16 protein-coding genes are annotated in these 20,132 nt (G+C 36.0%); 9 read left to right on the plus strand and 7 right to left on the minus strand.

Annotated elements, in window-relative coordinates; translation table 11 throughout:
• Positions 1–924 precede the first annotated feature (924 nt).
• The 3 genes from J3U63_RS00940 to J3U63_RS00950 all read left to right on the plus strand — a co-directional run bounded on the left by J3U63_RS00940 (position 925) and on the right by J3U63_RS00950 (position 5,037).
• Positions 925–2,343 (plus strand): sodium:proton antiporter, encoded by a 1,419-nt coding sequence (locus J3U63_RS00940; RefSeq protein WP_267370206.1) that lies wholly within the window; start codon positions 925–927, stop codon positions 2,341–2,343.
• 985 nt (positions 2,344–3,328) lie between these two features.
• Positions 3,329–4,153, plus strand: a complete 825-nt coding sequence (gene rhaS, locus J3U63_RS00945; protein ID WP_267333128.1) for an HTH-type transcriptional activator RhaS — start codon at positions 3,329–3,331, stop codon at positions 4,151–4,153.
• Positions 4,154–4,182: 29 nt separating this feature from the next.
• Positions 4,183–5,037: a helix-turn-helix domain-containing protein gene (locus J3U63_RS00950; RefSeq protein WP_267333129.1), complete on the plus strand. Its 855-nt coding sequence runs from the start codon at positions 4,183–4,185 to the stop codon at positions 5,035–5,037.
• A 45-nt stretch (positions 5,038–5,082) separates the two neighbouring features.
• Here J3U63_RS00950 and rhaM read toward each other — a convergent pair whose 3' ends face one another.
• The 6 genes from rhaM to rhaB form a co-directional block, all read right to left on the minus strand.
• Positions 5,083–5,397 carry an L-rhamnose mutarotase gene (gene rhaM / locus J3U63_RS00955; protein ID WP_267333130.1) on the minus strand — a complete coding sequence of 105 codons (315 nt, stop codon included), beginning with the start codon at positions 5,395–5,397 and terminating at the stop codon, positions 5,083–5,085.
• Positions 5,398–5,487: 90 nt separating this feature from the next.
• Positions 5,488–6,639 carry a lactaldehyde reductase gene (gene fucO / locus J3U63_RS00960; protein WP_267343813.1) on the minus strand — a complete coding sequence of 384 codons (1,152 nt, stop codon included), beginning with the start codon at positions 6,637–6,639 and terminating at the stop codon, positions 5,488–5,490.
• A gap of 18 nt (positions 6,640–6,657) precedes the next feature.
• Positions 6,658–7,692 (minus strand): L-rhamnose/proton symporter RhaT, encoded by a 1,035-nt coding sequence (rhaT, locus tag J3U63_RS00965; RefSeq protein WP_267333132.1) that lies wholly within the window; start codon positions 7,690–7,692, stop codon positions 6,658–6,660.
• Between the two features lie 55 nt (positions 7,693–7,747).
• On the minus strand, positions 7,748–8,572 hold the full coding sequence (gene rhaD, locus J3U63_RS00970) for a rhamnulose-1-phosphate aldolase (RefSeq protein WP_267333133.1): 825 nt from the start codon (positions 8,570–8,572) through the stop codon (positions 7,748–7,750).
• A 12-nt stretch (positions 8,573–8,584) separates the two neighbouring features.
• Entirely contained in the window at positions 8,585–9,835 is a 1,251-nt protein-coding gene (locus J3U63_RS00975) for an L-rhamnose isomerase (protein ID WP_267347989.1), read from the minus strand.
• 34 nt (positions 9,836–9,869) lie between these two features.
• Positions 9,870–11,276, minus strand: a complete 1,407-nt coding sequence (gene rhaB, locus J3U63_RS00980; RefSeq protein ID WP_267370207.1) for a rhamnulokinase — start codon at positions 11,274–11,276, stop codon at positions 9,870–9,872.
• 209 nt (positions 11,277–11,485) lie between these two features.
• Here rhaB and asd point away from each other — a divergent pair, with 209 nt between their 5' ends.
• On the plus strand, positions 11,486–12,334 hold the full coding sequence (gene asd, locus J3U63_RS00985) for an archaetidylserine decarboxylase (RefSeq protein WP_267333136.1): 849 nt from the start codon (positions 11,486–11,488) through the stop codon (positions 12,332–12,334).
• Between the two features lie 4 nt (positions 12,335–12,338).
• Positions 12,339–14,957 carry a miniconductance mechanosensitive channel MscM gene (gene mscM / locus J3U63_RS00990; RefSeq protein ID WP_267343810.1) on the plus strand — a complete coding sequence of 873 codons (2,619 nt, stop codon included), beginning with the start codon at positions 12,339–12,341 and terminating at the stop codon, positions 14,955–14,957.
• Here mscM and J3U63_RS00995 read toward each other — a convergent pair.
• Positions 14,954–15,484 carry a DedA family protein gene (locus J3U63_RS00995; protein ID WP_267333138.1) on the minus strand — a complete coding sequence of 177 codons (531 nt, stop codon included), beginning with the start codon at positions 15,482–15,484 and terminating at the stop codon, positions 14,954–14,956. The two genes, mscM and J3U63_RS00995, sit on opposite strands and share 4 nt — an antisense overlap.
• A 191-nt stretch (positions 15,485–15,675) precedes the next feature.
• Here J3U63_RS00995 and fdhD point away from each other — a divergent pair, with 191 nt between their 5' ends.
• The 4 genes from fdhD (at position 15,676) to J3U63_RS01015 (ending at position 20,123) form a co-directional block, all read left to right on the plus strand.
• Positions 15,676–16,485, plus strand: a complete 810-nt coding sequence (gene fdhD / locus J3U63_RS01000; RefSeq protein ID WP_267370208.1) for a formate dehydrogenase accessory sulfurtransferase FdhD — start codon at positions 15,676–15,678, stop codon at positions 16,483–16,485.
• A 431-nt stretch (positions 16,486–16,916) separates the two neighbouring features.
• Positions 16,917–17,735 (plus strand): purine-nucleoside phosphorylase, encoded by an 819-nt coding sequence (locus J3U63_RS01005; protein ID WP_065632918.1) that lies wholly within the window; start codon positions 16,917–16,919, stop codon positions 17,733–17,735.
• A gap of 52 nt (positions 17,736–17,787) precedes the next feature.
• Positions 17,788–19,029, plus strand: a complete 1,242-nt coding sequence (locus J3U63_RS01010; RefSeq protein ID WP_267343807.1) for a nucleoside permease — start codon at positions 17,788–17,790, stop codon at positions 19,027–19,029.
• A gap of 185 nt (positions 19,030–19,214) precedes the next feature.
• On the plus strand, positions 19,215–20,123 hold the full coding sequence (locus J3U63_RS01015) for an EamA family transporter (RefSeq protein WP_267333141.1): 909 nt from the start codon (positions 19,215–19,217) through the stop codon (positions 20,121–20,123).
• Positions 20,124–20,132 lie beyond the last annotated feature (9 nt).

Consider the following 20,132-nt stretch of genomic DNA (forward strand, 5'->3'; position numbering starts at 1 on the left):
ATTTTCGGTAGATAGACGAAAAGAGAGCAGTAAGCGAGCAATTTGCATAAGTGAAACGGTTTGAGGCTATATTGAACATAAGTTTTTGGAGCTATGAAATCCTGAGCAAATAAGCCATTTTGGTTGCGTTAGTCATGAACATATCTATCAATATGTTCACCAGAACAAACTACGAAGCGGAGATTTGTATCTAAATCTTGATCAAAAAAGGAGTCACAGGAAGAATAAACGATTAAGTCGTTACCAAAAAGAGGTCATATAGTGGAGACAGTGAGTATTGAAAATCCCCCTAAAATCGTGAATAAAAGCGTCTGGGTCTGTAATTTTGAGATATATTCGATTAATGATGGCAACCGAAAACAAACATTGATACCGATTATTGAACCTAAGAGAGGGCTGGCTTTTATTAAAAAAAGCCGATGCAGTAAAGGGTGCCATCATTGAGCCATTAAAGCCGATAAACATTGGGGTAAGATAATCACCTCACATAATGGTTTAAAATTTGCGGAAAAATAATAATAACAAGATTATTAGATTACTAAAACTATTTTTCTCGTCCTTATTATTCATGGGAACGAGGAAGTAAAGAAAATTTAAGCGGATTAATCAGGCAATACTTTTTAAAGAAACTAGAAACTAGAAACTAGAAACTAGAAACTAGCATTTGATAGTATCAGCGATGAAGAGATTAAAGCCGTTAAAATTGGATTAATCATCGTCCCCAAAAAGCACAAGTATAAAAGACTTTATGAAGCTTTTTTAAACTGGATTCGTACTTAGTAGCTGAATCTATGTAGTTATTTTTTACTAAAACACATACATTCACTTAAAGTTCTTATCAAAATATTGATAGATAATACATTCCATTCGAAAACGCATTGATATTTGTTATAATTTTCAACTTTTAATCCAAACGGACATGCCATGAGAATCCCATTCAAATTATTCTGTGTACCTTTTAGCTTATTGTTAGTTAGCTCTTTTGATCTCTATGCTTCCGAATTTAACGGTGAACAGTTAAGCTTGGTTTGGGCTGTACCTTTTGTTGGTATTTTGCTTTCGATTGCTTTATGTCCACTATTTTTAGCGCGATTATGGCACTATCACTACGGCAAAATTATTATTTTTTGGACGACACTGTTTATAGTTGCTGCCATTTATTCATTCGGTATGCAAACTACCCTCAATCTAACTGCTCATGCAATATTAGAAGAGTATATTCCTTTTATCGTTTTACTACTTGCCCTGTTTACTGTATCGGGTGGGGTGTTGATTAAAAGTGATATGATTAGTACGCCTAAATTGAATGTTGTATTGTTAGCAATCGGCACGATATTAGCCTCAATTATGGGCACTACAGGTGCGGCAATGTTAATGATTCGTCCTTTAATTAGAGCTAATCGTTATCGTAATCAATCTGTTCATATTATTATCTTTTTCATCTTTCTTGTTGCTAACATTGGCGGAGGATTAACGCCATTAGGTGATCCACCGTTATTTATTGGTTTTTTAAAAGGGGTTGATTTTTTTTGGACTGTTAAGCATATGTTTTGTCCGGTATTATTGACGACGATTTTATTATTGATAATTTTCTATATTATCGACAGTTATTACTTTCGCCAGCAATATGGTCAATCGTCAAACATAAAGACTAAACCTACTCAACCGTTTAAACTCTACGGTATAACAAACATTTTTTTATTGGTAGCCATAATTATTTGTGTATTGATGTCGGGGATTTGGCAGTCTTCAATCACTTTTACTATTTTAGCGACCTCAATTGCCCTACCTGATTTGGTGCGGGATCTGTTACTGTTAATCATTACAGTTACTTCTGTCATGATCACACCCAAGCAAGTTCGTGCGGGTAATGAATTTAATTGGGATCCCATTATTGAAGTGGGTAAATTGTTTATTGGTATCTTTATTACGATTGTACCGGTGTTAACTATTTTACGCGCGGGCAGTAATGGCGCATTGGCGGCAATTGTAACGCTCGTTAACAACGACCATCTACAGCCAATTAATAGTTTGTATTTTTGGTTTGCGGGATTACTCTCGGGCTTTTTAGACAATGCACCGACTTATTTGGTGTTTTTCAATCTAGCATCAGGCGATGCTATGACGTTAATGACCACCATGGCAAAAACACTATTAGCCATATCAATGGGATCGGTGTTTATGGGAGCGCTTAGCTACATAGGTAACGCACCTAACTTTATGGTCAAAAGTATAGCAACACAACAGCAAATTAATATGCCAAGCTTTTTTGGTTATATGAAATGGTCAATTAGCATATTGATTCCGGTGTTTATCATCAATAATTTGATATTTTTTCTCTAACATGACACAAAATATCGCTAATGCTGCTATTTTGCTAAACATAGCAAATTATAAAATGAAGGAATGATAGATTATGTATACTGGGTTATAACAATAACTAGCATAATAATATTAGGTTGTCATTGACAGAGTCAACACCAGATAATAAAAATTATCTGGTGTAATTCATCACTCAAGTTTAGAAAACTAGTCAAAGTATCATCTTGATCTATAACGGTTATTGTTACTGTTACCGTGTTTTTCATCGCGTTTTAACGGCAAGCAATAACCGTCTAAATAAAGGTAAAATTGTACATAACACCCATATTAGGAATCAATTAAGATGCATTAATGGGATGTCATTTTTATTTGCCTTTAGCATAACTTTTACTTTCTTCGTTATAATTTGCTGTAAAAGGTTTGGGGATATCGTTATCGGCGTAAATATAACCAATGCCAATATTATTCCAAATGCTTTTTATTGCTATTGTAATCAATGTTTACTTTATCAAGTTTGATTTTGACTAAACAGAGCTGCCACTTCACATAAGTTGTCGCCATATCAAACAAGCCTCAACCTTAACATCAAAACAGTATATTAAGCGTTTAAAATTATTATCGACAAAGCTAAAAATACAAGTCAGTGAGATGGCTATTAACGAAATTTTATTGTTATGTAGATTTGCCAACAATATACATTTCAAAAGTTTTATAAAAAAGTTTTAATATTAAGCCATCAGGTGAACGTAAAAATGAAAAATAACAAGCTAGCTTTACGTAATACTCAGTAACAAAAAACGGTTATACAGTTAGTAAACTTTGCCCATTGAATTTGTCACATTCGCCGAGTAAAAATGTGAGTCTTCGCACAATTTTAATAAAAAGTCTTAAGTTACTATAAATTACAGCCAAAAAAAGATTTACCATGTCCGAATTTTGAAGGTCAGATACACTTTTCCTTTTTAGAATGAGGCTTGAGTGATTTGCAATAAAGTGAGGATCGCGCATGATACAGAAGTTACTCGATAAAGATTTTTTTGCTTCTAGTCAGCAAAATATCACTATAGAGCCTCGAGAGCCCCAACCTGTGTACCCTGAACATACACATAATTTTAATGAAATAGTCATTGTCACAAAAGGTAATGGCAAGCATATTTTAAACGGTCGATTATTCGATCTTTATCCGGGTATGATGTTTTATATTCACGCTAGTGATTGCCATTTATACGAAAACGTAAATAATTTACATTTAACGAATATTTTATTTAGAGATCCGGACAATTTTCATTTCATCAATGGCATTAATGAATTGATTCCAAATCAAGATTTGTGCCAATCTCACTTCTTTTTTGATAAAAATTGTGACAAAAATATACAAACCATTTTAGCGCAATTGAATCAAGTATCAGTGCAAAGCGATGCTTTGCAAGAAAGCCTTTTTTTACAATTATTACTATTATTCAAACAAAATCAATATGTAAATCAAGGCACGGGCAGCAGTGATAACCGAGTCAAACAGCTATTACGCTATTTACAAATCCATTTCAAAGAACCGATTGATTGGCATAAGGTAACCGAGCAATTTTCATTATCATTACGCTCTTTCCACCGCCATGTGAAAAATCAATTAGGCATAACTCCGCAAAAATACCTTATAAAATTACGTTTGGCTGATGCCTATACACAATTAATTCAGACCGACAAAACCATCACAGACATTGCGCAAGAATGTGGATTTAATGATAGTGCTTATTTTTCGACTTGTTTTAAACAGGAGTTTACTTTTGGACCACAAATATTACGTAATTATCCAGAGAAACGTTATCATTGATTGGTAAATCTATACGGCAGGAACAGCTTATGAATCACTATTTGCATTTATTTAGACAAGATTATTTTATTGCAGATATCAATACTGTGACTGTCGAAAAAAGAGATCATCAACACCCCTTTCCGTTGCATGACCATGACTTTCACGAAATTGTCATTGTCTGTTCGGGTAATGGATTACATCACTGGAATGATTATATTTACCCAATCACTAGTGGTGATATTTTATATATAAACCCTAAAGATGTTCATGGTTATGAGTCGGTAAATAATCTAAAACTCGACAATATTTTATATTTACGAGATGCCTTATTTTTATCATCAATCATTGAACAATATTTGCCAAAACAAAATGCCAAGCATACCGAGCGAGGCTGGCGTATTAAACCTTCTTTAATTAAAATGGTCTCCCCTTTAATTGAACAGCTCGCGATTGAATCAAAAAAAAATAATTTAGCTTCCGTGCATCTGGCCGAAGCGCTATTTTTACAGTTAGTCATTTTATTAGATCGTATTAAACAAATGCCTAATACTCAATCACCAACCGCAACTCATCAATTGGATTTATTATTTACAGTACTGCACAATAGCATAGCTACGCCATTTAATTTAGACATATTTTGTAAGCAAAATCATATTGCCGCAAGATCACTTAGCCGTTTATTTAAAAGTCAAACAGGCATGACAATTTATGAATATCTACAAAAGCGGCGCTTGTGTACAGCAATGTCATTACTGCGTAACACGCCATACTCAATTAGTATGATTTCGGCTGAATGTGGTTATGATGATAGTAACTATTTTTCAGTCGTATTTAAAAAAGAAACCAAGCAGACACCGTCACAATATCGAGCAAAATTTAGAAATAAAACCAATAAACGTTAATGAAGGTAAATACTCTCTTTTAATTTTATAAAAGAGAGTCTATTTTTATTCAAGATAAAACACAGGTAAAAGTGCTTCACTTATTGGGCTATTATCAGCATTACTTGGCATAATATCTTGCATAAATGCCCACCACTTTTTGCAAGCAGCCGTATTGGCAATAGCATCCCAACGCTCTTCTGATTCAATTTCAACGTAAGCAAATAAAAGATTGCGCTTTGCATCGAGAAAAATCGAATAATTATGTGCGCCATGTGCTTTTAACTCTTTCACTAATTCCGGAAAAATTTCATCGTGCCGTTTTTTATATTCCGCATGTTTATCAGGATTAACCTGCATGATTGAAGCTTTTCTTAACATAGCCATTCCTTCTTATTAAGCATTACATATGAAATAGGTCGATATAATATTGACTAACCTATTTCATAATTTCAAATCGGCAACTTATCATTAATAAATAGCCTGATAGAGTTGTTCAATTTCGTGAACATTAGTTTCACGTGGATTACCACCGGTACACACATCATCAAAGGCAGCTTGTGCTAGTGCTGGAATGTCTTCGAGTTTAACGCCAATATCTTTCAATGTTGCTGGAATACCGACATCTTTGTTAAGCTGTTTTACTGCATCAACAGCAGCCTGCCTGGCCTGCGCTATTGTCATTTTTTCAGTGTCTGCGACTCCCATTGCTTTAGCAATATCACGATATTTATCGCCAGTAAATTCGGCATTGTAAGCCATGATATGCGGTAGCAATACGGCATTAGCAACGCCATGCGGGGTACTATAAAAAGCACCAAGCGGGTGTGCCATTCCATGGACTAAACCTAATCCCACATTTGAAAAACCCATACCAGCAATATATTGACCTAATGCCATATCTTCTGAACCTTTTGCAATCCCTTTTACTGAGTCACGTAATGAGCGTGCTATTACCTCAATGGCTTTTAAATGAAACATATCAGAAAGTTCCCAAGCCCCTTTAGTAATATAACCTTCAATGGCATGGGTGAGTGCATCTACCCCAGTCGCTGCTTTTAAACTTGCTGGCATGCTTGTCATCATATCTGAATCTATGATTGCAACAGCCGGAATATCATGAGGGTCAACGCAAACAAATTTACGTTTTTTCTCTTCATCGGTAATGACGTAGTTAATGGTCACTTCAGCAGCGGTACCGGCTGTTGTTGGTATGGCTATCGTTGGAACCGCAGGTTTTTTAGTTGGTGCAACGCCTTCTAAGCTTCGCACATCAGCAAATTCAGGATTATTAATAATGATACCAATGGCTTTGGCCGTATCTTGCGGAGATCCACCACCGATCGCTATTAAATAATCAGCACCTGACTGTTTAAAAATGTCTACCCCTTTTTTAACAATTCCAATTGTTGGGTTAGGCATAACTTGATCAAAGATTTGATAAGCAAAACCATTGTCATCTAATAATTTTGTTACTTTTGTTGCTACTTTGAATTTGATTAGATCTTTGTCAGTAACCACCAATGCTTTTTTAAAACCCCGTTTTTTAATCTCATCAACGATATGTTGGATTGAACCTGCACCAAAATAAGAGGTTTCATTTAAAATCATTCTATAAGCCATAATCTGTTTTCCTTTCAATTAATTTGCCATGCCTAAGCCAACGATATTGGCAGCAAAAATAATAACTAAGCAACCTATACATAATACTTTTACTGGTTTCTTTCCTGTGCCAAACCACTCTTTTAAAACTAAACCAACAATACCACCACAAAGCACATAAAAGCTCATATGTAACATCCAACTCATAAAGCCATATTCTGCTGGAATATTGGCATGGCCCCATGCATAAAAGAAGAATTGAAAATACCACATTGCACCGCCCAAAATGGCAAACAATGCATTGCTAATGAGTAACGATTTAGCAACCGAGATATCTTGTTTGAATGACAACTCTTTTTTAAAACAGAGGCGGGAAATACAAAAACCGAGATTAACTATCGCGCCACCACCCATGATGACTACATAACTAGGTAACGCAACATACAGATGGGAAACACCTAATTGAGCGGCCTTAGTATGCATAGGTACCGCGGCGCTCATAGCAAAAGACATACCGGCAGAAAAAATCCCACACATTACCGCTAATAATAAGCCTTTGCGTAGATTAAAATCCGCTACCTGTACACCTAATGTTTTTTCTTTTAAGAGCCCGGCATAAGTAACAATGGCTACCCCAATAACAGCGACAACTACGCCTAGCAGTGTCATTTTGCCGCCGGTTGAAGCGATAAGTTCACCAAATTTACCTTGTAATATCGGCGTCATTAACGTACCAACAATTAAGGTAATGCCAATTGCAATACCTATCCCCATGGACATACCCAAATAGCGCATGGTCAGTCCATAGCCGACATTACCAATTCCCCACATTGCACCAAATAGAAAAACAGGAATTAATACATCTGAACTGAAACTACCGTAATATTCCCAAAAATCAGGCAATAAACAGTAACTTATAGACCAAGGTAAAATAATCCATGAAAAAATACCCGCGATTGACCACATTGTTTCCCATGACCAATTTTTAACTTTTTTCAATGGCGCATAAAAACAAGCTGCCGATGTAGCACCGACAAAGTGCCAAAATATACCTAAAATAATTGAACTACCCATATATGTGTCCTTATATGTTTAGAATATAATTTAATATATTCTGAGCTAAACCTAACTAAGGTTTTAATGCTTCCTCAATTGGATTGACATCAAAGCGCTGTGCCAACAGTCTAAATTGCTCGGTTGATATAGTTTGTCGTTTACCGCCCATCGATAACACTTTTACTAATACTTCAGCTGATTTTTCTGCTGTATCAATAAGGCCAAAGGCTTCATCCAATGTAGGGCCAGTACCGAAAACACCATGAAAAGCCCATAAAACCAATGTGTGTTTTGCCATTTGTTGTGCTGTTGCATAACCAATTTCATCTTTTCCTGGCACCATCCAAGGCACAACACCGACACCATCAGGAAAGACAACCAAGCATTCAGTGCTCATTTCCCATAGTAAACGGGTAATAACTGCGGTATCGAGCTCTAAAACATAGGTTAATGCAATTAAATTGGTTGCATGACAATGCATGATCACGCGATCTTTACCTTGGCTTTTTTCCATGCGAACAATGTGAGACTGTAAGTGAGCAGCTAGCTCAGAAGTGGGTAAACCACCATTAATCAACCCCCACATAATATAGTAACCCTTGCCCTGTTCATCGATTTTGACAATAGCTAAGGTATCAGCGGGATCTAAAATGACATTTCGGAAAAATTTTCCAGAACCTGTCACAATAAAGTATTGATTGGCTAACTTAGCCACATCTTGTGTTAATGATACGTGCCTTGGATTAGCATAAAAGTCACCTTGAAATGAAACGACATCGGTGTCTAACAATCGTAAGCTTACGTTACCACCATTACGTTCATCCCAACCTTTTAACCACATGTCGTACGTTGCTTTGATCATGCCTTGCACAAACCAAGAAGATAGAATCTGTTGCATTGTTTTCACCTTTTATCGTTGAGTTAATACTTGTTGTTCATATTGACGAACTTCATCAAGCCAAGCACGTCCAACTGGTACGCCGTTTTGTTGGCAATATTTGTCCCAAACTGCTTGCCAAGGTAAAGATTTTTGTTCTTCGAGTAATGCTAGTCGGGAAGTAAAGTCTCGTTCACGTTCAAATTGTTTGAGTTGCGCTGTGGGTTCTAATAATGCTTTTAATAGGCATTTTTTCATATTGCGAGTACCAATTACCCAAGCGGCGATACGGTTGATTGATGCATCAAAAAAGTCCAAGCCGATATGAACTCGATCAAATAAATTATTACGAATGATTTCACTGGCAATATTTTGGGTTTCATCATCGAAAAGTACGACGTGATCACTATCCCAACGTACAGGGCGGCTTACATGCAGTAATAGGTGTTCAACAAATGGCATAACGGCAGAAATCTTATCTGAAATGACTTCTGTTGGATGAAAATGCCCCGCATCTAAACAGAGTGCAGTTTTACGTGATGTAGCATAAGCGAGATAAAATTCATTTGAACCAGCAGTATAAGATTCAAGTCCAATACCAAATAATTTGCTTTCTACTGCATCAATATGATATTTGGGATCGATTTTTTCACTGATAATTTCATCTAACGATTCTAATAAACGTTGTCTTGGCGCAAATTTATCGACGGTAATATCTTTCATGCCATCCGGTAACCAAATGTTCATGACCGATGGCGTACCAAGCTCTTTACCAAAATATTCAGAAACTTTACGACACGCTTTACCATGTTCAATCCAAAATTGGCGAATTTTTGCATCAACATGTGTTAACGTGCCTTCATTGCTTAATGGATGAGAAAAATAAGTTGGGTTGAAATCTAAACCAATGTGCTGCTTTTTAGCCCAGCTCACCCAATTTGCAAAGTGTTCCGGTTTTACTTCATTGCGATCGACTTTGTGATCGGCTTCTAAATATGACGCATGTAGATTTAATCGTTTTGGTCCCGGAATTAAGCTAAAGGCTTTATCTAAATCGGCTCTAAGTTCACTTGCATTACGTGCTTTGCCCGGATAATTACCTGTCGCTTGGATACCGCCCGTTAACTCACCTTCTTGTTTTTCAAACCCGGTAACATCATCACCTTGCCAGCAATGTATTGAAATTGGTAATTTAGCCATTTTAGCTAAAGCGGCATCGGTATCTACCCCTATTTCGGCAAATCTTGCTTTAGCACTTTGATAGGCATTTTCAACTGTACTCATTAGTAACTCCTTAATAAATTACGTAAATTTTAAATTAACTATTTTGTGGATAATAATATTGGGTATCAAAATTGTGTGAGATAATCTGTCTTAACGTCTTAACATCATCGATAGCCCCTAACGAAATTAATTGGTATCCGACATTACCTAAGGCTGACGATTCAATAGGACCTGCGGTCACAGTGATATGACAGAGATCGGCACATAACTGATTGAGAAAAGTATTTTGGCAACCACCACCAACAATATGTAAGGTATTAATTGGTTGCTGAATAAGGGTGGATAATTCTGCAATTACATCACGATATAAAGTGGCTAAACTATCAAATATACAGCGCACTAATTGTGATAAACGTTCAGGCGCGTGCGTATATTTTTCGAGGCAGACCTGTTTTAGTGTTTCGGTCATGGACGCGGGATTTAAAAACCTATCATCATTAGGATTAATCACATAGGTAAAGGGTTGTTCTTGCTTTGCTGATTCAATAATGTGACTAATGTTATTAATGTTATGTTCTAGGCAAACACGCTGAAATAGCCACAAACCCATAATGTTTTTTAAGACGCGATAATGCCCATCAACTCCACCTTCATTGGTGATGTTAGCGTTTAAAGCTTGGGCATCAGTGTATGAATGATTTGACTCGATGCCCATTAAAGACCAAGTCCCCGAACACAAATAAGCGCTTTGTTTATCCGTTATGGGAGCGGCAATCACGGCACTTGCCGTATCATGACTGGCTATAGCAATAACCGGAATTTTATCGCCATTTGGACTTTGCCAATAACCGACTTTATTACCGGGCATGGTAATATCACCAAACCATTTACGCGGCACGCCTAAGTAATCAAGTAATTGCTGATCCCAATCACGCGTTGTCACATTAACCAGTTGCGTTGTCGTTGCATTGGTATATTCTCGGTTTAACTTGCCAGTTAAACGAAAAATTAAATAATCGGGTATCATCACCCAATCCGTGACTTGCGATAACCAAGTTGGATTGTCCCTCATCATCGCTTTAAGCTGATAAAGGGTATTAAAGGTTAAAAATTGAATACCGGTTTTTTGGTAGATGTTCTCAATTCCAAGCTCTGATTGAACTTGTGACATAACATTATCGGTGCGATGATCACGGTAAGCATAAGTCGGGCCAACAACTTGTCCATGTTTATCAAGCAAGACATAATCCACGCCCCAAGTATCAATGCCGATACTATCAAGCTTAATACCTTGTTGAATAATTTTGTTCAAACCGGTAATGATTTCATGCTCTATATAATTAAGATCCCAACAAAAATTGGCATCCAGTGATTTAAAATCATTCTTGAATCGATGCACTTCTTGAAGGGTTAAATGTTGATTGTTCGCTTGATAACAAGACAACATGACCCGTCCACTTGAAGCACCTAAATCTATTGCGGCAATATATCTATCAGCCATTATCACTATCCCCATTATCGCTAATGGGAACAGTGTAAATAACGTATAACATAAATTCTTTCAATTGATTGCCACTGTTTTATTAGTGTTGGCAAAATTCTTAAACTCAGTGTGATCTACCGCACAAATTATCGATTTATGCTGGTTTTATACATTCTTAATAATTATTGGTATAATGGCGCATTTATAACATAATTTGAGAGTAACCTATGTTTAATCAGTTAAAAGCAATTATTCAATATTTACTACCTAAACAGCTATTGACCCTAATATTTGGTTGGCTTGCTAATAAGCATTTAGGAAAAGTGACAACATGGATGATTTTAGGCTTTAGTAAACTGTATAAAGTTGATTTAAGTGAAGCCAAAATTAGTGATGTAAAAGAATATAAAACTTTTAATGATTTTTTTGCTCGTGAGCTAAAAGACGAGGCCCGCCCTATCGATTCAGCGGCGAATTCTATTGTCATGCCTGCCGATGGTGTGATAAGCCAATTTGGTGTCATTCAAGATAATTTATTATTACAAGCTAAAGGGCATTTTTATTCTTTAGAATCATTATTGGCTTGTCATCCAGATATGATCAAGTTTTTTAAAGATGGCGCTTATGCTACAACCTACTTATCACCTCAAAATTACCATCGCTTTCACATGCCTTGTGATGGCATTTTACGTGAAATGATTTATGTACCAGGTTCGTTGTTTTCAGTCAGCAAAGCAACAACCGAAAGTATACCGAATATTTTTGCACGTAATGAGCGCGTTATTTGTCTATTTGAAACCGAATTTGGACCGATGGCGCAAATTTTAATTGGTGCAACGATTGTTGGTAGTATTGAAGTGGAATGGGAAGGCTGTATCACGCCTCCTCGCGAAGGCATTATGAAACGTTGGACCTATGCTGGCGAAGTGAAATTAACTAAAGGACAAGATATGGGCTGTTTTAAATTAGGCTCGACTGTCATCACCTTGTTTGCATCTAATGCTATTGCATTTGACAGTCATCTTAAAGTTGGTGACATAACGCGTGTTGGTCAAAAGCTAGCGGAAAGGATCTAACATTATGTGGATGCGTGGTTTTTGCTGTTTTGTATTATTGTTGTTATCTTCTTTAACGTCTGCTGAACAAGCAATTTTAACTATTGATAATGAAGAAGAGCTATCACAAGTTGTGAATCAATTAAGTGATAAAAACGATGAACTTCGTCAAAATATGGAGTTTCAAAAATCGCATTTAACCAGCATCATTAATGAACAAAATAACATTACCACGCAAATTTCACATGTACAAAATACGTTAGCGACACTGGCTGAACAAGGTGAATGGTTAAGTTTTTCAACCGCGCTTGGCGAAACCCTTCGCCAACAGCTACTGCGTTTACCCGAAAAACCCAAGTCTCAACCGCTTGATGCTGAAATCGCCGAAGCAAAAGTCCAACAGCTTAATTACTCCAATACGTTAACCGCATTAGACAACTATCCAACTTTAAGTAGCCCACTTAATAGTGTAAAACTCGCTACACAGTACCGACGCTTGTTACGCGAACAAAGCGAATTACTTAAAACATTAATTTCGGGTACTGATACCACTATTTTAGAGTTAACGAAATTAAAAATTTCAAATAAACAGTTAACCAATGCAATTGACGAAGTCAATGACGCGGCACACCGCTATTTCTTCTGGGTGGCTGATGTTAATCCTATTTCACTTAAATTCCCAGTTAATTTGGCCAAAGATGTTGTTTATGTCATTTTTTCAATCGATACCTTAACTCAGCTATATAATGCCAGTTGTGAAGTATTAACAACACCTAAACCATTATTTTTATTGATTTTAGCAATGCTATTTGTGGTTACTCATTTTAAAATGCGCACAAAATATTATGCATTTTTAAACAAATCCGCCTCACGCGTGGGTAAAGTAACGCAAGATAGTTATTCTTTAACATTAAAAGTGATTATTTATTCGCTAATTATGGCGCTGCCTGTACCTATTTTATGGGCTGTTTTTGGTTATGCACTGCAAATTAACTGGGATTACCCTGTCGCAGTAGCGCTGGGTTATGGGGTAAATGCTGCTGCGCCTATTTTATGGGTCTTTATTATTACTGCACATTTTGCAGAACAAAATGGTCTATTTATTACCCACTTTGGCTGGTCCAAATCAAGTGTTCGAGAAGCAATGAAATACTATCAACTTTCGGTTTGGGTAGTGATTCCACTTGTTATGATTGTCATGAGTTTTGATCAGTTTAACAACCGCCAATTTGCCGCCACTATAGGACGAACAGCTTTCATTATTCTCTGCTTTGCTTTAGTATTTATGACTAACTCAATTCATCGAGCGGGCGTGCCTCTTTATATTGATAAAAAGGGATCGGGCGATAACTTATTAAGTCACATTCTTTGGTTTATTTTATTAAGTGCGCCTTGGTTAGCTATTATTGCGGCTTGCTTAGGTTATTTATCTACAGCGCAAGTTTTATTAGGTCGACTTGAAGCATCGGTTATTATCTGGTTTGGTTTATTAGTTATCTATTTTATGATTCGACGTTGGATGTGGATCCAAAAACGTCGTATTGAATTTGAACGAGACAAACAACGCCGATTGGAGCGCATGCAACGCGCGAAAGGACACGAAGAAGAGTTAACATCGGTGAATGAAGGTGTCGATGAGCCAGTTATCAACTTAGATGTCATTAGTGCACAATCGTTACAATTAGTTAGATCGATTATTATGCTGATTGCTTTAATTAGTATGATACTGCTCTGGTCTGAACTACATTCGGCATTTGCCTTCATGAATAATATTAAACTTTGGGGTACAAGCACCATTGTCAATGGCGTTGAAATCGAACAATATATTACCCTTGGCGCGGTATGTATTGCCATTTTAGTCATGACAATTACCGTGCAAGCCGTTAAAAACCTACCAGCATTACTCGAATTAGGCATTTTACAACATTTAGATTTAGCACCGGGCACCGGTTATGCTATCTCAACAATTTCTAAATATATTATTCTAATGATCGGTTGTATGATTGCATTTTCATTTATTGGGATTGATTGGTCAAAAATACAATGGCTTATTGCTGCATTAGGTGTTGGTTTAGGTTTTGGTCTACAAGAAATTTTTGCTAACTTTATTTCTGGCTTAATCATTTTGTTTGAAAAGCCGGTCAGAATTGGGGATACCGTCACTATTCGTGACTTAACCGGTAATATCACTAAAATTAACACGCGTGCAATTACTATTGTTGACTGGGACCGCAAAGAAATCGTCATGCCGAATAAAGCTTTTATCACTGAACAATTAGTTAACTGGTCGTTATCAGACTCAATTACCCGTATTGTGTTAACTATCCCTGCAACTATTGATGCTGATAGTGATTTGGTAATAAACCTATTACAACAAGCCTGTATCGAATGTGAATATGTGTTAAACGATCCCGAACCGCAAGTCTTTTTAGTCGATATTCAAGAAGGAATACAATTATTTGAACTGCGAGTGTTTGCAGCCGAAATGGGGCATCGAATGCTTTTACGAACAGCAATTCATAAATTAATCTTAGAAGCTTATCGTCAGCATGATTTAAAATTACCATTTCCACCATTACAAACCAATTTGGAAGCGCTTGGTCGTAAAAGTGGACGCCGTAGTTATACCGTTGGCACGCTTTAACCGAAAAGCGTTTCTAACCAAGGTACACCAAATGCACCTGGCGCTAATAACACAAATGCCCAAATTGGCGCAGAAGAGATATTGGCTAAATTAAACTTAGTTGCTGGCATATGCATTGTGCCAGCAATTAACGGCACTATTGCTCGAAATGGTCCAAAAAATCGACCAACAAAAACCCCTAAAGCGCCATAGCGTTGAAAAAATTGTTCAGAACGATAAACCAATTTTGGGTACTTACTTAATGGCCAAGAAGCGATTACTTGTTTGTGATAATGCTTACCTAACCAATAAGAGAGCCAATCACCAATCACAGCGCCTAGCGATGCAGCAATTAATACCGGAATAAATGAGATAACGCCAGTACCAATTAAAGCGCCTGCACCCAATAAAATTGCTGTTGCTGGCACAATCAATGAAATAATGGCTAAAGATTCGCCAAACGCCAATAAAAAAATAATTGGCAATGCCCATATTTGATGAGCTTGAATAAACTGCATTATCGCATAGGTAAATTCATGTATTGACATAGTTGAATTAGGTAAATTATTAATTGATTAGACTCAAGCATTTTACCATAATAATATAAGTTTAAGATTGTGTTAACCAAGTATTGGCAGAATCTTATTACGTAACTCAATTGCTTTACTGATTATTCACATTAGCAATGTAAAACTAAAACAACGTTCAATGCTTAAAAATAAACAGCCCGAGACCAGCCATGACTAGCGGTATTAACACAGTATTAGTAACAAAATTTAGTAATAGCACGCTAAATAATCCTCAATTTGATACAATTGCCATAGAAAAACCTATTGCATTAATTTATAACGGTATTTCTCATGTGGTTATGATGACGACGCCGAAAGATCTTGAGTATTTTGCGATTGGTTTTTCATTAACTGAAAATATTATTGAATCGGTTAATGACATTTATGGTATTGATATAATCGACTCATTAAAAGGAGTAGAAGTTCATATTGAATTATCTTCCAGACGCTTCAATCAATTAAAAGAAAAACGTCGCAATTTAACCGGCCGCACTGGTTGTGGTATCTGTGGAACAGAGCAACTTGATCAGGTATGCTCAATTATTCCTACTTTACCATCCAATGACAAAATTCAGTTAGCAGATTTTGCGCATTCACTGGCCTATCTAAACCAAGTACAACAAGTTGGAGCGCAAACAGGCTGCACCCATGCAGCAGTTTGGCTTGATTTACATGGTAATTTTATTGCAGGTTTTGAGGATATCGGCAGACATGTAGCGTTAGATAAACTGTTAGGTTATCGCGCGAAATACCTCGCACAAAATAAAAAAAATATACCAGGCCTAATACTCGTCTCAAGTCGAGCTAGTTATGAAATGGTACAAAAAGCAGCTATCTGTGGCATCGAAATTCTCTGTGCGGTTTCAGCAGCTACATCAATGGCAGTTGAGCAAGCCAGAACAAATAACTTGACTTTGATTGGATTTTTTAGAGGTGATAAAGGGGTAATTTATACCGATAGCAATCGGATCATTGAGTAATAATAATTTTATAAGATAAACACGGTTGCCAAATTGAAGCTTAATGTATCATAAATAATGTTTATATTTTAATTTTTTAAATTAATTTTTAAGATAATTAATTGATTAATAAAGTTAAATATAGCAATTTAATTTTTAAAACTAAACCAAACCTAAAAAGTCCCTTTCATTATTGTCAGAACATCATCATAATATACCCTGAAAAATGACAACTACGTTGTTTTTATTATATATTCTTTTTATGTGATCGTTTTCTCGTTTTGAGAAAAAGTCAATTATTCACATTGTTTTCTATGACATACTAGATCGATGTAAACAATTGCGATACGTATTTTTATTTATGATAAAAATATAAACATGTTTTAAGTGATTATTTAATATCACTGCGTTTTATTTATCAAAAAACTACTTCAATTTGAAAGGATACACTCATGCATCAAACAGCAGATATTCAACAAGCAGTTAATTATATTCAACAGCAAACCGACAAAAAACCAACAATCGGAATTATACTTGGATCGGGTTTAGGTCCTTTTGCCGATACTCTTGAAGATGCCGTCCATATTCCTTATGACACTATTCCTCACTTTGCTAAATCAGCAGCTGTGGGGCATGCGAATGAATTAGTGATTGGTAAATGTGGTGATAAGACTGTTGTCGCGATGAAAGGTCGTTTTCATTATTATGAAGGTTTTTCATTAGATCAAGTTACCTTCCCTGTGCGTGTAATGAAAATGCTAGGCGTTGAAAAACTGATCATTACCAATGCCTGTGGTGCAGTCAACACTAGCTTTAAACCTGGTGATTTAATGATAATTACTGACCACATTAACTTAACTGCTAACAATCCATTAATGGGTCCGAATAATCCTGAATTAGGTGTTCGCTTTTTAGATGTTAGTGAAGTGTATAACAAGCAATTAAGAGCGACGGTTAGCGAAGTAGCTAAAGAGCTGAATATCACTTTACAACAAGGTGTTTATGCTTGGTGGACAGGACCAACCTACGAAACTCCAGCAGAGATTAGAATGATCCGTACATTAGGTGCTGATGCAGTGGGTATGTCTACCGTTCCTGAAGCAATTATTGCTCATCATTCAGGGATTAAAACTATCGGCATTTCATGTTTAACTAATATGGCTTGTGGCATTTTAGATCAACCACTCGGTCATGAAGAAGTGATTGAAACCGCTGAACGTGTAAAATCCACTTTTTTACAACTCATTACTAAAACCATTGCACGTTTTTAGTTCATAGTTTTTAATTTTATATAAGCAGTTCAATTTATTTAGGATTTAAATAATGAACATAAAAAATAGATTAAAAATAATGATGTTTTTCCAATATTTTATTTGGGGAAGCTGGCTAACGACTTTAGGTATTTATCTTTTTAATACACTAAAATTTTCTGGTGCCGAGATAGGTATGATCTTTAGTACTAAAGGCTTAGCCGCATTAATTATGCCCTGTATTATAGGGATTATTGCTGACAAATTTATTCAAGCAAAATATTTGTACATGCTGTGCCACTCGATTTGTGCTGTTGCGCTTTTTTATGCTGCATCAGTGACAACATCAAGTTTACTATTTTGGTTGATGTTTGCTAATGCAATGGCTTTCATGCCAACTATTGCTTTATCTAACTCAATTAGTTACGCGTGTTTAGATAAAAATAACTTAAATACTGTCGAAGTGTTCCCTAAAATACGGGTGTTTGGTACAGTAGGTTTTATTATTGCTATGTGGATGATAAGTTTACTGAAGTTAGATTCCAGTAATGGACAACTTTATGTGGCATGTGCGGCTTCGGTCGTATTAGTGATCTACAGCGCAACGTTACCAAATATTGAAATCAAACAAAACCAACAACAATCTTGGGCTTCTCGTTTAGGGCTTGATGCATTTGTGTTATTTAAAAAACCCGTCATGGCAGTATTCTTTTTATTTGCAATGTTACTTGGCGCAATATTACAAATCACCAATACTTTCGGCGGGGCATTTTTAAAAGACTTTGGTAAAATTCCCGAATTTTCTGACAGTTTAATTGTACAGCATCCAGCAATTTTATTATCCGTATCACAAATGGCAGAAGTGGCATTTATTTTAACTATTCCGTTTTTTCTTAAAAAGTTTGGAATAAAAAAAGTGATCATGATAAGCCTAATAGCTTGGACGCTCCGATTTGGTTTATTTGCGTTTGGTGATCCAACACCATTTGGTTTTGTCTTACTGTTGTTATCCATGATAGTTTATGGTTGTGCTTTTGATTTCTTTAATATTTCGGGATCAATTTTTATAGAAAAAGAAGTTAATGCCAATATTCGAGCAAGTGCACAAGGGCTCTTTATGACAATGGTAAATGGAATTGGTGCATATTTGGGTTCAATCTTAAGTGGTATGGTGGTTGATAAATTTACTTACACAACTGGTCGAGATTGGCAAACAATATGGTTAATATTTGCATCTTATGCACTGGTGTTGGGAATTATTTTTTACTTTACCTTTAACTATGACCATAATAGAAGCGAAACAGTTAAGCAATAACTTACCACAATCAAACTAATGGGCTAAAATCACAAGCTTACATTCTGTTCTGATTCACTTAGTATTCGTTATTCTAATATGTTAAAAAATGAAGAGTGACACAGGGTCTTCACCCTGTGGTCTCTTATTGTGTTTGCTTTATTGTTAGCTACAAAATTAATTTATATAAATTATGAGATTTAACTATGAAAGAAAAATTTTTAGGTGGTTTATTAGTTTTTTTAGGAGCGTGCAGCTTTGGCGTGCTCTCCTCTATTGTGAAAACCGCTTATAAAGCTGGCTACTCCCTTGGTGAAGTTACGGGCGTACAATGTTTTTTGGGTATGCTAATATTATGGATTATTCACTTGATAGTTAAAACATTCATAAAACCCAAAAGTACAGCAACGACAACGCATAATCCCAAAACGAACAAATGGAAGGTATGTGCTGTGGGTATATTCCCTGGGTTAGTTGGCATTTGCTATTATCAATGTGTTCAACTCGTTCCCGCATCAATTGCTATCATACTATTAATGCAGTATTTGTGGATTAGTATTATTATCGATTATGTTATTTTCAAAAATAGACCGACAACAACTCAAATTTTAACGGTGATTACCATCATAGCCGGTAGCTGCCTAGCCGCTGGACTATTTAATCAAGATATTCGTTTGAATTTAACGGGCTGTTTTTTTGGTTTTTTAGCGGCCTTAATGTATTCACTATTTATTAGTACAAGCAGTAATGTTGGTAATGCATTACCAAAACTTGAAAAAAGTGCCTTGATGATAACCGGAGCGTGCATAATAACTTTTATTATATTCCCACCTTTATTCTTCTTTAAATTAAATTTGAATGATCAACTCTATCAATTAGGATTTTTATTAGCACTACTGGGCACCGTATTACCTCCGTTTTTGTTTTCTGTTGGCATTCCCAAAATTGGTATTTCATTAAGTGCAATCTTATCCGCAGCTGAACTACCTGTTGCCGTCACCTGTTCATATTTTTATTTAAAAGAATCGGTCTATTTTAATCAATGGATTGGGGTCATTATTATTCTACTATCTATCGCATTATCCAATTTGAAACATTTAAAACGGAATAAATAATATGCTTAG

This window comes from Gilliamella sp. B2838 (assembly GCF_026536185.1).
Classification (GTDB): Bacteria; Pseudomonadota; Gammaproteobacteria; order Enterobacterales; family Orbaceae; genus Gilliamella.